The following is a 15,304-nucleotide window of genomic DNA, read 5'->3' on the forward strand; positions in this document are numbered from 1 at the left end:
AAAGGGGAATGCTTAAAGACCTGGCAAAGAGTGCTCTGATCAAAAGGAGTGTAACTAAATACAACAAAACAGTTAATGCTAAGTCTTCGGCCTATGACAAGTGGCAGAAAGCCATAGAAAAAGAGCCTGTTGTTAAAGCAGATGCGCCTGTTATCATGGAGACTTTGGAGACAGGAGAGGTTGTGCCTCACAAAAAGCCTGAGCCTAAGGTGAAGGTTATTGCCTATTCCAAGGTCTGGGAAGTCTCTGATATGAAGGGCGATGAGAATACCATCTACATTTTTGCAAGTAGCAGAGGGAAGCTTACAAAAAGGGCTCAAGAGGTCATTCAGCAGTACTTTATTGCTCATCCCGAGCACAATGTAGTTTATGGAGACGAGGATGAAATGGGAAACGGTGGCAAATACATCCATCCTTATTTCAAGCCTGATTGGTCTCCTGACTCTTATTTAAATGCTTTCTATATTGGCAGCTTTTTTGCCTGCCGTTCAGAAACCATGCATGCTGCAGCTACAGAATACGACAACGCAGTCAGGATGCTTGGTGGCGTTTCCAACAAAAAGAATTCACCGGAACAGGTTGGCCTTGAGGCATCTTTATTATCGGCAGATGTCCTCTTTTGCATGCTTGCGATTCATGAGAGAGCCTTTGCCAAAAGAACCGGAATGGAGCTTCCAATCGGTCATATAAGGGAAGTTTTATTCCATCGTAGTGCTGAGCAGGAGGTCTTTTACGGAAGATCATTCCACAACTCAAGGCACATGCTCTTAAAGCCTGCTACTGTCAGCATTATCATTCCGTCAAAGGACCATCCGGAGATCCTGCAGCAGTGTCTTAATTCCATTATTGAGACCACCGGTGATGAGAATATCAAATATGAGATTGTGATAATTGATAACGGTTCCTCCGCTGCAAATAGGGTTAAGTACGGCGTATATTGCAGCCGCGCGCCTAGAAAGAACGGACTTACCAATATCAATTACATTTATAAGCTTCAGGAGTTTAATTTCTCCGCTATGTGCAATCAGGGCGTGAGAAATTCAACAGGGGAGTATCTTCTTTTCCTAAATGATGATATTGAGGCTAAAAAAGAGGGCTGGCTTCGCGAGATGCTTTCCCAGGCCCAGCTTGGCCATGTGGGAGCAGTGGGCGCAAAGCTCATTTACCCGGATACGGACCTTATTCAGCATGCCGGAATTGCCAATGTAAGGCGCGGCCCTGTGCACAAGCTTCAGAAGATGCACGATGGCAAGAACCATTATTTTGGCTACAACAGAGGCGTTCACAACAACATCGGAGTTACTGCGGCATGTCTTTTGATAAGCAGGAAAAAATATAATGACATCGGAGGTTTCCCTGAGGAGCTGAAGGTGGCCTTTAATGATGTGGATTTCTGTTACTCTGTGATAGAGGCTGGTTACTACAATGTCTGCTGTAATCATATTTACCTGTATCATCATGAGTCCCTGACCAGGGGAATTGATAATCTGGACCCTAAAAAGATGGAGAGACTTGGCCGGGAGGGAGATACCCTTATGAGGCGTCATTCTCACCTTTACAATTTCGACCCGTTTTATAGTCCCCATCTTACTGAGGATGAGACTATTTCAGCCATCATTCCAAAGGAGGATTACACTCCTGTTGAGGATATCCCTTACAGCCGCATCTCTGTTCATGAAAAGGGAATCAAGGGCGCAAGGGAGGATCAGTGCTTAAGGATTGGCTGCGAGTACAACGGTACTCTGGATAACTGGCTCTACGGCGTGACTGCTGAGGGGAATGATGAAGGCTATTATTTGAAGGGCTATAGCTTTGTTATAGGATCTGACAATGCTATTTTTGAAAAGCAGCTTTTATTGCGCCTTGTGGAGAGGCACGAGGATGGGGCGGGCCCTGCTGACAGGAAGGTTTATGCTGTGCCATTTTATACCTGGTACAGGCCTGACATCAGAATAAGGCTTCAGGATCAGGTCAATGTGGACCTGACAGGCTATAAGGTTAAAATCAGAAAAGGCGATCTTGAACCCGGGTATTACCAGATAGGCATGCTTGCTGTTGATAAGACGAGCAGGCTAAAGCTTGTAAACTGGGTGCCAAATATTCTCAATGTAAAAGAGTGATATGTTTTAGGAGTAGTAGATGAGCGAAATTGACTATAAGTCTGCATATGAAAAAGAGAAACTAAAAAGTGCAGAGCTTGCCAGCAGAATAGCTGAGCTTGAAGATAAGAACCAGGAGCTTCAGTTTAAGCTGGACAGAATCAAGAATAATCCTATATGGAAGGCTTCAACACCTGCGCGAAATACCATGCACTGGGTGATCAGACAAAGAGACCGTATCAGAAACCAGGGCTCTTTAAAGGGAGTTATTGCCAAGATAAAGTACAAGCAGATTGAGAAAAAGGCCATGACTCACTACGGAACAGAGAGCTTTCCAAGTGAGGAGACAAGGAGAGAGCAGGAGAATACTAAGTTTGAATATGAACCACTAATTTCAATACTGGTACCTTTATACAACACTCCTGAGAAGTTTTTAAGAGACATGGTTGAGTCAGTTTTGGCGCAGACCTACTCTAATTGGCAGCTTTGTCTTGCTGATGGTTCTGATGCTGAACACATAGCGCTTGTTTCAAGGATCGTTAAGGAGTATCAGGATAAAGACGGCAAGAACCGCATCAGCTATATGAAGCTTGAGAAGAATGAGGGTATTTCAGGAAATACCAATCACTGTCTTGAGCTGGCTAAAGGTGAATATATAGGTCTTTTTGATCATGACGATATTCTTCATCCTGAGGTCCTTTACTGGTATGTAAAGGCAATCAATGAGGAAAAGGCAGATTATCTCTACTGTGATGAGACAACCTTTAAGGGCGACGACATCAACAAGATGATAACCATGCACTTTAAGCCTGATTATGCAATCGATAATTTAAGAGCTAATAACTATATTTGTCATTTCAGCGTATTTAAAAGAACTCTTTTGGACGGAACAGAGCTCTTTAGAACCAAGTTTGACGGAAGCCAGGACCATGACATGATCCTTCGCCTCACAGACAGGGCTGAGCACATCGTTCATATTCCAAAGCTTTTGTATTACTGGAGATCCCACGCAGGGTCAGTTGCATCAGATATCAATGCAAAACCTTATGCTATTGAGGCCGCAAAGGGAGCAGTTGCTGATCATTTAAGGCGTCATGGCTATGATCACTTTAAGATCACAAGTACCAGAGCCTTTGAGACAATCTTTAAGATCTCTTACGAGGTTGTGGGAACGCCAAAGATAAGCATTGTGATCCCTAACTGCGAACACGCTGAGGACCTTAAGAGATGTATTGATTCAATCTATGAGAAATCTGTTTACGACAACTACGAGATAATAGTTGTTGAGAATGGCAGCAAGGGTTCAGAAATAAAGGGCTATTATGAAGAGCTTAAGAATGGCTCCCTAAAAGATATTGTGAAGGTTGTTGATTTCTACGAGAATGGGCTTCACTTAAATGCAGACGGCTCAAAGCCGGCATTTAACTATTCAGCAGTTGTAAACTACGGAGTTTCAAAATCTACCGGTGAATATATAGTTCTTTTGAATAATGATACTCAGGTTATCACAGTTAACTGGATGGAAGAGCTCCTTATGTACGCCCAGAGAAGTGACGTGGGTGCGGTTGGTGCCAAGCTCTACTTCCCTGACAGAAAGATTCAGCACGCAGGAGTTGTGTTAAAACTCGGTGCTCACAGAACTGCAGGTCATTCACACTATGGACAGGCGGGTATGAATCTTGGATACATGGGACGCCTCTGCTATGCACAGGACGTAAGCGCTGTTACAGGTGCATGCCTCATGGTCAGCAGGGCAAAATACGATGAAGTCGGCGGCTTTGACGAGGGCTTCCAGGTAAGTCTCAACGATGTGGACTTCTGTTTAAAGCTCCGTGATAAGGGTTATCTGAACGTATTCACACCATTTGCAGAGCTGTTCCATTATGAATCACTGTCCAGAGGCCTTGATCTTGAAGGTGAAAACGCAAAGCGCTACGAGGCAGAGTCAGAGCACTTCAGGACTAAATGGAAAAAAGTTCTCGATAAGGGAGACCCTTACTACAATCCGAACTTCTCACTTGATAGAAGTGATTTTAGCCTTAATGTAGAAGGTTATTCGAGCCTGAGAACACAGTAATCGACTTTATATGCTATAATATTATAGGTGTTTCAGAATATTAAACTGTGGAAATAGAGTGGTAGCATCCACAGATAAATAGATAGTGTAAAGTCGGCTATGAAAAACTGAGCCCAAGAAAAAAGGCTCAATCGAACCTTGAAAATGTAGATATTGACCACTATAGGCTCTCCGAGGGCTTAGGGCGCCGCCCTAAGAACCTGCAAGGGACTCATCCCTTGACCCGTTAATCGGGCTCTGCCCGAACCCGTCCTCGCCGGAAGCAGGCCAGCAAGCGTGCTTGCTGACCAGAGGTATAGGATAATCCGTGAACCTTATGTCAAGTAACTTTCGCGGCATATCCTCGCGCGGAGCGCTCCGGTATTCCACGGTTTCCTTGACAACGGTTCCGCTCCTGTTTATGCAGTTGCACCTTGCTGGATGTTAAGGATGGTTTGCTGACCAAGTATTATCAGCATCTGCCATTTACCTGGCATATTGCCTGCGTTCATGACCATGTCATCTACTACAGGCGGCTTGAAACCGTTATGTTTGTGAGGCCTCAGAAAGTTGTAATACGCAACCCAGAGAGCAAGATCATAGTTGGCGCCATCATAGTTATCAAAGCCGTTGGTTGGTCGGTAGGATTCCTTATAAGTACGGTTAAGTCGTTCGATCATCTGCTTGTATGGGCGGAACTCTGCAGATACTGCATCGTCGTTCGTAAGTCCCAATACCTGAGTAATGTCGAACTTAAAGCTCTTACCGAAATGAATGAAGAACTGCTGGGCAGCTAGAGGATATGCACTGTAGGCATCAGCAATAAACTTGAAGTTTTGGGGTAACTCTTTCAAGTGCTGAAAGGCCATCCTCATCGCCATGATACAAGGGCCGACGCCTCTGTTATCTGAGACCTGATAACCAATGATAGCCCTGCTTGCGGCATCCATGATGAACCAGATGAAGCCTTTGATACCACGGACTTTGATGTATGTTTCATCGGCTGTGAATACGGATTCCTTTTCGTAAGGATATGTATCAACAAAAGGCTTTATACACAAAGCGGCAGTCTTGCAGTAGTTGGCAACCATCTGATGTGAGACGGAAATACCGTACAGATCCTGGAGCGCATGAGATGTCTTGCGCAGAGACAGACCAAGGTTGACATGCATAGTAAGGCACAGGGACATGATATAAGCATTGTTCTTGATGAACTTGAGTGAAGAGGCATTCTTTGGAAGAGAGGTTATATCCATCTTGAAGAAATCTATCACGAATTCGCGGTAGATGTAGTGAAGTTTGTAGTTGTTCTTGCCATAGGCTTCTTCAAGATCTTCCTTACTGACTTTCTTAAGATTGTGCAGATAGTAAGGACACTTGGGATTAACGCACTTGTGTATTATGAAATGCTTGCGGTCTTTCTTATGAACGAGGCTGTGAGAACAGTAAGGGCATTTAAGGGTAAGATGTTTCTCAAATCTGTTTTCATCCGGACTGAATGCAGTCTGACAAACCTTGCACAGAAGTTGGCCCGCCTTACCATTGTTCCTATAAAGGAATGGCTGTGGAGCATTGCAGGATGGGCATGTGCAGTCCTCTGGTATATCGCATTCGGAACGACGACGGATAGGCTTAACAGGTTTGCCATACCGCTGTTCATAGTAGTTGTTGAGATCTTTCCAGTCCCAATCCTGGTGATGGTAAACAATTCTAGGAAGCTTATCAATCTTAAACTTCTGATATTTGGGTGAATGAGAGTCCTCGTAAGCCCATTGCTTTAAGGGAATATATCTACAGATGAAGTTAATTAACCAGCAGTTCTGTTGATAGAGCTGTTGAATGAGTTGAAGTAAATAAAGTATAATGTCCATGAGCATTGATTCCTTATTTGTTATTTTGGATGTTTGGTCGCTGACATTATACCAAAAAGGGAGGTCAATGCTCTTTTTATTTTGAACCCCCGATAAATCAAGGTTTTATAAATAAAAAAGGGGTGTCGACTAGACACTACCGATAAATACTAGGAGGAAAGAGATATGAGCAAAGCTACAGAACAGTTTGAATATTGGCTTAACAATGATTATTTTGACCAGGAGACAAAGAATGAGCTCCTTGCTATCAGAAACAATGCTGATGAGGTCGAAGATCGTTTCTATAAAGAACTTGAATTTGGTACTGGCGGACTTCGTGGAGTTATCGGAGCCGGCACAAACAGAATGAACAAATACACTGTAAGAAAGGCTACACAGGGTCTTGCTAATTATATTAAAAAGCACGGCGGAGCTGATGCAGCAAAGAAGGGCGTTGCTATTTCCTATGACTGCAGAAAGTTTTCTCCTGAGTTTGCAGAGGAGACAGCTCTTTGTCTTGCAGCAAACGGAATCAAGGCTTATGTAAGTGATATCCTTCGTCCTACACCTGAGCTTTCTTTTGCACTTAGAGAGTTTGGATGTATCGCAGGTGTAATGGTTACAGCTTCTCACAATCCACCTGAGTACAACGGATATAAGGTATACTGGGAGGACGGCGCACAGATCACACCTCCTCACGATACAGGAATCATCAGTGAGGTTATGGCTATCACTGATTACAACGAAGTTAAGACAATGCCAAAGGAAGAGGCTGTTAAGGCAGGTCTTTATGAGTCATTTGGCGAAGAGCTTGATGATAAGTACATGGTTGAACTTAAAAAGCAGATCATTCATCAGGATGTTATTGATGAGATGGCTGATAAGTTCACTATCGTTTACACACCATTCCACGGAACAGGTAATCTTCCTGTGAGAAGAGTTCTTAAGGAACTTGGCTTCAAGAATGTGTTCGTAGTACCTGAGCAGGAGCTTCCGGATCCTGACTTCACAACACTTGATTATCCTAACCCTGAGGATCCTAAGGCATTTAAGCTTGCCCTTGAGCTTGCAAAAGAGAAGGATGCAGACATTGTTCTTGCAACTGACCCTGATGCAGACCGTCTTGGAATCTATGCAAAAGATACAAAGACAGGCGAGTATGTAGGATTTACAGGTAACATGTCAGGTATGCTCATCGGTGACTACATCTTAAGAGAGCGCACAAAGACAAACACAATGCCGGCTAACCCTGCATTTGTTACTACAATCGTTACTACAAACATGGCTAAGGCTGTTGCTAAAAAATACGGCTGCCACTACATCGAAGTTCTTACAGGATTTAAGTACATCGGCGAGCAGATCAAGCTCTTCGAGCAGAACGGTCAGTCTCACAACTATGTATTTGGTCTTGAGGAGTCCTATGGATGTCTTGCTGGAACACACGCAAGAGATAAGGACGCTGTTGTTGCAGTTATGTGCCTCTGCGAGCTTGCTGCTTTCTACAAAAAGCAGGGCAAGAGCGTATGGGATGCTATGATCGATATGTACGAGGAGTACGGTTATTACAAGGAAGGCCAGTACTCAATCACAATGAAGGGCAAGGAAGGCGCAGAGCAGATCGCAGCACTTATGGATAAGCTCCGCAGCAATCCACCTAAGGAGTTTGGTCAGTGGAAGGTTGAAGAGTTCAGAGACTACAAGACAGGTAAGACTCTGGATATGGCTACAGGCAAGGAAGGCGAGACAGGACTTCCTACATCAAATGTTCTTTATTTTGCACTTGATAACGATGCCTGGTGCTGTGCAAGACCTTCAGGCACAGAGCCTAAGATCAAGTTCTACATGGGTGTTAAGGGAAAAGACCTTGCTGATGCAGACAAACTTCAGGAAGAGCTTACAGCTGCAGTTAAGGCTGTGATAGGCTGAGCCGAGAGCAAAACTTCTTCATTTTAAAACTCAGGAGATATTTATGGGCATAAAGAATGCGGCTAAAAAGACAATAGCATATGCAAAACGCAATGGTGCTAGGGCTGCATTCTTTGCTGCCATTGAGAGATTGTCCGACAACAGGAAAGAAAAGTATACATACAATGAATTGTCAGAGGCTGTACTTAATGAGCAGAAGCAGGAGTACAAGGCTCTGGCTGAAACAGGAGGCGCTTTGCGGTTTAGCATTGTAGTGCCTCTTTTTAATACTCCGGAGAAATACCTTCGACAGATGATAGATTCCGTAGTCGCTCAGACCTACGGCAATTGGGAGCTGGTTCTTGCAGATGCTTCACCCCTTGAATCTGACCTGGTAAAAGAGTATATGAAGGAAGACCCAAGGATTAAATATTTTTACCTTGGTTCCAATGAGGGAATTTCAGAAAACACAAACAGAGGTTTAGAGAAGGCAAAAGGGGATTATATAGGTCTTTTGGATCATGACGATCTCCTTACACCGGACGCATTATATGAAGTTTCAAGAGTTATCAGAAAGAGCATGTCAAGGAATCACCTGACACAGTTTCAGGCATGCCCTATAAGGCTGATTTATTCAGATGAAGACAAGTTTGATGACCATAAGAACCTTTACTATGAGCATCATCAAAAGCCTTCATTTAATTTGGATTATCTTTTGTCCAATAACTATATCTGCCATTTCACAGTAATGAGGGCTGATATAATAAAGAGACTTAAATTCAGGAAAAAGTACGATGGAGCTCAGGATTTTGACCTGGTTTTAAGGGCATGCCTTGAGGCAACGCTGACAATGCCTATGGCTACTGATCAGATTGCACACATTGATAAGGTTCTTTATCATTGGAGATGCCACAAGGGTTCCACAGCATCCAACCCTGCCAGCAAAATGTATGCCTATGAAGCGGGACAGATTGCTATAGGTGATGCCCTTAAGAATTTTGGAGTGGAGGCGGAGATTGCCCAGCTCCCTCACCTTGGCTTTTACCGTGCAGGTTATGGGGGTGATATCTTTTCCCAGAGAAAAGACATTGGCTGTGTCGGTGGCAAGCTCATAAATAAGAAAGGCAGAGTTGCCGGCGGCATCTACAAAAAAGATGGAACCGCAATCTTCAAGGGAATGCCTTTTGGATACAGCGGTGGCCTTCAGCATAAGGCTGTTGTGCAGCAGGACTGCTACGCAGTGGATATCAGATGCATGGCACTTAGACCAGAGTTTGCGGAAGCCTTTAAGGATATTGCGGGTTTTGAGTATGAGGATACCTTTAGCGATTTGCAAGGGAACATGACTGATAAGTCTCATGATGATGTTCAGGTTGAGAGCAAAAGGGAATATCTTGATAATATCAACAGTTTGACCGAGGAAGAAATCCTTAAGATCAACTTAAAGATCGGGGAAGAGATGAAAAGACGTGGCTTAAGGGTTATGTGGGATCCTCAGGTCGTCAGGAAAATATAGGGAAAGAGCTTATGGAAAAAGTTTCGGTTATTATTCCCAATTACAATGGAAAAAAGTTTTTGACTGATTGCCTTGAAAGTCTGAAAAAGCAGACTTTCAGGGATTTTAGAGTGCTTATTGTTGACAACGGTTCAACAGATGGAAGTCAGGATTTTATTAAGAATAACTATCCAAGGGTGACTTTGGTGGCGCTTCCTGAAAATACTGGCTTTGCCAATGCGGTTAATATCGGCATAAAATCCTGCGAGTCAGAGTATGTCTTTTTACTAAACGATGATACTGTCTGCTCGGAAGATGTTCTTGAAAGATTAGTATCCACCATGGACAGGAAAAAGAAGATCTTCAGCGCTCAGGCCAAGATGCTTCAGTTTAAAGAGCCCCACCTTATCGATGATGCGGGGGATCTTTACTGTGCTTTGGGGTGGGCTTTTTCTCCGGGAAGAGACAAGGATAACAAATATTTTTCAAGCATAGAACCTGTGACCAGCGCCTGCGCGGGAGCCGCAATTTACAGGAGAGAGTTGTTTGACGAAGTTGGACTTTTTGACCCTGCACATTTTTGCTATCTTGAGGATGTGGACCTTGGCTACAGGGCCAGATTAAAGGGATATATCAATGTCTGCGAGCCCAGAGCCATAGTTTATCACGCAGGAAGTGGCACAAGTGGTTCAAGATATAACAGATTTAAGGTTGAACTAACAGCGGGTAATAATTTATACTTTATCTATAAAAATATGCCTATCCTTCAGATAGCGATAAATCTGCCACTCATTCTGGCAGGTATATTGATAAAGCATGTTTTTTATACAAAGAGGGGACTTGGAGGAGCACATCTTAAGGGGCTTGCCCTTGGCTTATCCAAGATTAGAGTTAATGCCGACAAAAGAGTGGCATTTGGGAAAAAAGAAATCTTTAACAGTTTAAGGATGCAGCTGGAGCTGTGGATTAACTGTGCCAGGAAGTTTGGGGCTGTATTTTTATGATAAAAGACAATCAGGTTCATTTAAACAGGGCGCATGTAGTTGCGGACGGGCTCATTGTAGCCGGTTCTTACATTGCGTCTTATTTTATAAAGTTTGAGCTCTTTAGTAAAAGACTGCCGGGCGGCCATCTGCCTATGGAGATCTACTTCAGGGCACTGTATTTTCTTGTGCCGGCTTACCTTATTCTTTATTATATGGTTCAGCTGTATACGCCCCGGCGCGCCCTACGAATGTGGGACGAGTTCATGGATGTGGTCAAGGCCAATGTGGCCGGGATCCTTGGCTTTTGGGTAATCCTTTTCCTTTTAAAGCACAACGACTTTTCCAGGTCCATGATGATCATATTTGCTGTGCTGAATGTGACCTTTGCCACAGCGTTCAGGATTGTTCTCAGGAAGTTCCTAAGGTATATCAGGAAAAAAGGCTACAATCTTAAGCATGTGCTTCTTGTTGGCTATTCAAGAGCTGCAGAAGGCTATATAAGCCGAATTCTTGACAATCCTCAGTGGGGATATGAGATAGCAGGAGTTCTTGATGACTTTGTTCCCCTTGGGACCAATTACCACGGCGTTAAGGTTGTGGGCAAGATCGAGCAGCTTGGCCTTTACCTTGAAAATAACAATTACGATGAGATAACGATTACCCTTCCTTTGGATGACTACGACAGACTGGAGGAGCTGGTTGCCCAGTGTGAAAAATCCGGCGTCCACACCAAGTTCATTCCGGATTATTCATCTCTTTTCCCCAGTAATCCATATACTGAGGATGTTCAGGGAATGCCAGTTATCAACATCAGATACGTGCCACTTTCCAATTCATTTAATAAGGCGATGAAAAGGCTTGTGGATATTGTGGGATCTTTGTTTGCTATCATTATCTTTTCACCGGTCATGCTGGCTGCGGCTATAGCAGTAAAGGCTACCAGCAAGGGACCTATCATCTATAAACAGGAGAGAATAGGCCTTAACGGCGCTCCTTTTAAGATGTACAAGTTCAGGACCATGAAGGTTCAGACTGAGGCGGAGGAGAAAAAGGGCTGGACCACTAAGGGAGACCCGAGAGTTACAAGAGTTGGTGCGATTCTTAGAAAGACAAGTATTGATGAGATGCCTCAGTTCTTTAATATTTTTATCGGGCAGATGTCCCTGGTTGGACCTCGTCCCGAGAGACCGCAGTTTGTTGAGAAGTTTAAAGAGCAGATTCCAAGATACATGGTAAAACACCAGGTCAGGCCGGGACTCACAGGCTGGGCACAGATCAACGGATACCGCGGTGATACATCCATCAGAAAAAGAATTGATTACGATATCTACTATATCGAGAATTGGACCATGGCCTTTGATTTTAAGATAATGCTTGGAACCATCCGATATGGCTTTGTAAATAAAAACGCATACTAAATAGTGAGAAACAGGCGCAGGATAGAATAATTTATCCTGCGCTTGTATATTTTATTTATTTGTGGCATAGTATAACTTGGTTTTTATTTATGTAAATTATATTTTGTTGGGATAAAGGAGATAGAAAATGTCAAGGCGTGATGACGAATATTATGACAGAGACGAGAGACGTTCATCTCACAAGAATAACGGAGAAGTGAGAAAGTCTACTCGTGATAATAGATATCGTGATGATTACGAGGATTATGATGATTACGATGACTATGATGAGAGACCTGCAAGGAGAAGTTCAAATGGTTCTAAGAGCCATTCTTCTTCAAGGAGCGGTGCTAAGAGCCACTCAAGTTCTACCAGAAGCCACTCATCCAGAAGAGGTGGTTCACATGGCGGATCAGGTAAAAAGAAAAATAACAAGAAGGCAATCTTCATTCTTGTTGCAGAAGTTTTAGTAGCATGTATTCTTGTTCTTGTTGCTTACCACGTATTCTTCAAGGTTGATGTTACCAAGGTTGGTAAGGTTAACATGAACGAGGAAGTTATTTCAAAGAGTATCAGTGAGGCAGCTGCTGAGAATGAGCAGATGAAGGGCTATACCAATATCGCACTCTTTGGTGTTGATACCCGTGATGAAGCTAAAAACCAGGGCGCTATCAAGAAAAACACCAGAACAGATACTATCATTATTGCATCTATCAACAATGAAAATGGTGAGGTTAAGCTTTGCTCAGTTTACCGTGATACATACCTTAACCTTAGTAACGATGAGTACACTAAGTGTAACGCAGCTTACGCTGAGGGTGGTCCTGAGCAGGCTATCTCAATGCTTAACATGAACCTTGATATGGATATTGAGGACTTCATTACTATCGGATTCAAGGGACTTACAGATGTAGTTAACGCTCTTGGCGGAGTTGAGATCGATGTTACAGAGGCTGAGATTTCTCACCTTAACAACTATCAGGCGACAATGGCTACAGAGCTTGGACTTGAGTATGTACCTGTAACAAGCACAGGACTTCAGACTCTTAACGGTCTTCAGGCAACAGCTTACTGCCGTATCAGATACACAGCAGGTGATGACTTCAAACGTGCTGAGAGACAGAGAACAGTCCTTATGGCTTGTCTTGATAAGGCAAAGGGCAAGAGCTATTCGGATCTTGAGACAATTGCCAACAAGGCATTTGATGAGACATATACATCACTTGATCTGTCAGAGATCCTTGAGCTCCTTAAGAATGTAGCTAATTACAACGTAGTTGATAATGGCGGATTCCCTGAAGAGAGCATGAGAGCAACAGGTACTATCGGTAAGAAGGGAAGCTGCGTAATCGCAGTAGATCTTGCTAGCAACGTTAAGTGGCTCCACCAGTTCCTGTTCAATGATTCAGATTACACAATTTCTTCAGATGTACAGAAATACAGTGATAAGATCAAATCTGATACAGATCCATATTTGAATTGATGATTTAATGCTGAGGGCATTTTAGACTGTAGAGATGGTATGTGCGTATTGTGCTCGAACAAAGCGCACATACCTCTTTTCATGTGATAGGATATTCCTACCGGGTGAAAAGGCTACGCTAAACATGCGCTCAGCATAAGTTGTATATAAAAGGAAAAACAGATGAATACAGTAGACGTAATTATTCCTACCTACAAACCGGATTATTCCTTACTGACACTGATCGATGATCTGGAAAAGCAGTCCCTTAGACCAAGCCACATCATCATCATGAACACCGAGGAAAAATATTGGAATAAGCTTCTTGAGGAGACAAAAGAAAATCCTTTAGAGAAGTATGACAACATAATAGTAAAGCATGTGACAAAGGCTGAATTTGACCACGGCGAAACCAGAAATCAGGGAGTAGCCTTATCTGATTCGGATTTCTTTTTAATGATGACTCAGGATGCGTTCCCAAGGGATAAGATGCTTATAAGTAACCTGGCAAAGGCCCTTGACAGGGATGTTGCAGCAGCCTATGCAAGACAATATCCAAAGTCTGACTGCAATCTGGCTGAGAGATATTCCAGAAAGTTCAATTATCCCAACGAGCCTATGAGAAAAACACAGGAAGATGTGGATAAGCTTGGAATAAAAACTTATTTTTGTTCAAATGTATGTGCCATGTACAGGCGTGACGTATATAATGTAATTGGTGGATTTACTCACAGAACTATTTTTAACGAGGATATGGTATTTGCGGGTAATGCCTGCCAGCGCGGCTATGCTATCATGTATGTTCCTGAGGCAGGAGTCATCCACTCACACAATTACACCTGTATGCAGCAGTTCCACAGGAATTTTGACCTTGGTGTTTCACAGACTGATCATCCGGAGATCTTTGGCAGGATCAAGTCTGAGACTGAGGGCAAAAAGATGGTGAGACAGACAATTGATCATTTCAGACATATAGGAAAAGCCCATCTTATCCCGGGATATATTGTTATGTGCGGATTCAGATGGATGGGATATAAGCTTGGAAGAAATTATAAAAAGCTTCCTATGGGCGTTGTGAAGGCTTGCAGTTTGAACAAAGAGTACTGGAAAACAAGGAGCTGATATGGAATTAGATCTCGCTGAGAGCAACATAAAGATTTCCGATGATATTAACACCTGGGAGGAAGTTAACCTCCTTTACAATGCAGCACTTAAGCAGATTACAACCAAGATCGAGATCCTTAACGAGGAGTTTCAGGAGGTTCACAGATATAACCCCATTGAGCACGTTAAGGCAAGAGTCAAGGTGCCAGAGAGCATTGTAAAAAAGCTTAAGAGAAACGGATATGAGTCCACAATAGGAAACATGGTCCGCTATGTTAATGATATAGCGGGAATCCGTATCATATGCTCTTTTACCTCAGATATATACAGAATTGCTGAGATGATCAGCAACCAGAAAGATATTCAGGTCCTTACAGTCAAGGACTATATTATGAACCCCAAAAACAGCGGCTACAGGAGCTATCACATGATAGTGTCTCTCCCTGTTTATCTTTCAGACAGGATTGTTAATGTTAAGGTTGAGATACAGATAAGAACAGTAGCCATGGATTTCTGGGCTTCTCTTGAGCACAAGATCCAGTACAAGTTTGAAGGTAAGGCTCCCAGTCATATCAATTCTGAGCTTACGCAATGTGCACAAATGGTTGCAGACCTTGATGCACGTATGCTTTCACTTAATGAAGAGATTCAGGCAGTTGGTGAGAAACAAGAGGATTAAGGCGTGGGTAATGGTATATTTGCCATTACCGTAATCGCCCCATTAATGAGGAGTGGCCAGACACGGTTTCCCGCACCTGGCCTATTATGAAAAAATCTATCTTTCTAAATTTGGTTGCCGTATTTCCATCGGCTATGGTATTAATATACAATTCAATTATTAACAAATTATGAACAAACGGTAAACAAATAGTAAAAGTGAACAACAAAACTATTTTTTGAAATATTGTCTTGTCTAATTTGCACAACAAATGATAATCTATATTGTATGC

10 protein-coding genes are annotated in these 15,304 nt (G+C 43.0%); 9 read left to right on the forward strand and 1 reads right to left on the reverse strand.

The window, feature by feature from the left end; all coding sequences use genetic code 11:
- The first annotated feature begins 8 nt into the window (after window positions 1-8).
- On the forward strand, window positions 9-2,120 hold the full coding sequence (locus C4S54_RS15230; RefSeq protein ID WP_103870252.1) for a glycosyltransferase family 2 protein: 2,112 nt from the start codon (window positions 9-11) through the stop codon (window positions 2,118-2,120).
- Window positions 2,121-2,139: 19 nt separating this feature from the next.
- The gene (locus C4S54_RS15235; protein ID WP_103870253.1) at window positions 2,140-4,176 is read left to right on the forward strand and encodes a glycosyltransferase family 2 protein; all 2,037 of its coding nucleotides are present in this window, start codon (window positions 2,140-2,142) and stop codon (window positions 4,174-4,176) included.
- Window positions 4,177-4,574: 398 nt separating this feature from the next.
- On the opposite strand, the gene C4S54_RS15245 is transcribed toward C4S54_RS15235, so the two are convergent.
- Complete coding sequence (locus tag C4S54_RS15245) at window positions 4,575-6,026, reverse strand: integrase core domain-containing protein (protein ID WP_103870268.1); 1,452 nt, start codon at window positions 6,024-6,026, stop codon at window positions 4,575-4,577.
- 165 nt (window positions 6,027-6,191) lie between these two features.
- Here C4S54_RS15245 and C4S54_RS15250 point away from each other — a divergent pair, with 165 nt between their 5' ends.
- The 7 genes from C4S54_RS15250 to C4S54_RS15280 all read left to right on the forward strand — a co-directional run bounded on the left by C4S54_RS15250 (window position 6,192) and on the right by C4S54_RS15280 (window position 15,033).
- Window positions 6,192-7,931 (forward strand): phospho-sugar mutase, encoded by a 1,740-nt coding sequence (locus C4S54_RS15250; protein WP_103870254.1) that lies wholly within the window; start codon window positions 6,192-6,194, stop codon window positions 7,929-7,931.
- Window positions 7,932-7,974: 43 nt separating this feature from the next.
- Entirely contained in the window at window positions 7,975-9,426 is a 1,452-nt protein-coding gene (locus C4S54_RS15255) for a glycosyltransferase family 2 protein (RefSeq protein WP_103870255.1), read from the forward strand.
- Between the two features lie 11 nt (window positions 9,427-9,437).
- Window positions 9,438-10,409 (forward strand): glycosyltransferase family 2 protein, encoded by a 972-nt coding sequence (locus tag C4S54_RS15260; protein WP_103870256.1) that lies wholly within the window; start codon window positions 9,438-9,440, stop codon window positions 10,407-10,409.
- Window positions 10,406-11,809 carry an undecaprenyl-phosphate glucose phosphotransferase gene (locus tag C4S54_RS15265; protein ID WP_103870257.1) on the forward strand — a complete coding sequence of 468 codons (1,404 nt, stop codon included), beginning with the start codon at window positions 10,406-10,408 and terminating at the stop codon, window positions 11,807-11,809. The genes C4S54_RS15260 and C4S54_RS15265 overlap by 4 nt, the downstream gene beginning before the upstream one ends.
- A gap of 127 nt (window positions 11,810-11,936) precedes the next feature.
- On the forward strand, window positions 11,937-13,271 hold the full coding sequence (locus tag C4S54_RS15270; protein WP_103870258.1) for an LCP family protein: 1,335 nt from the start codon (window positions 11,937-11,939) through the stop codon (window positions 13,269-13,271).
- A 162-nt stretch (window positions 13,272-13,433) separates the two neighbouring features.
- Window positions 13,434-14,372 (forward strand): glycosyltransferase family 2 protein, encoded by a 939-nt coding sequence (locus C4S54_RS15275; protein WP_103870259.1) that lies wholly within the window; start codon window positions 13,434-13,436, stop codon window positions 14,370-14,372.
- 1 nt (window position 14,373) lies between these two features.
- Window positions 14,374-15,033: a GTP pyrophosphokinase gene (locus C4S54_RS15280; RefSeq protein ID WP_022774363.1), complete on the forward strand. Its 660-nt coding sequence runs from the start codon at window positions 14,374-14,376 to the stop codon at window positions 15,031-15,033.
- Window positions 15,034-15,304: the final 271 nt, after the last annotated feature.

The organism is Butyrivibrio sp. Su6 (genome assembly GCF_900108105.1).
Taxonomy (GTDB): Bacteria; Bacillota; Clostridia; order Lachnospirales; family Lachnospiraceae; genus Butyrivibrio.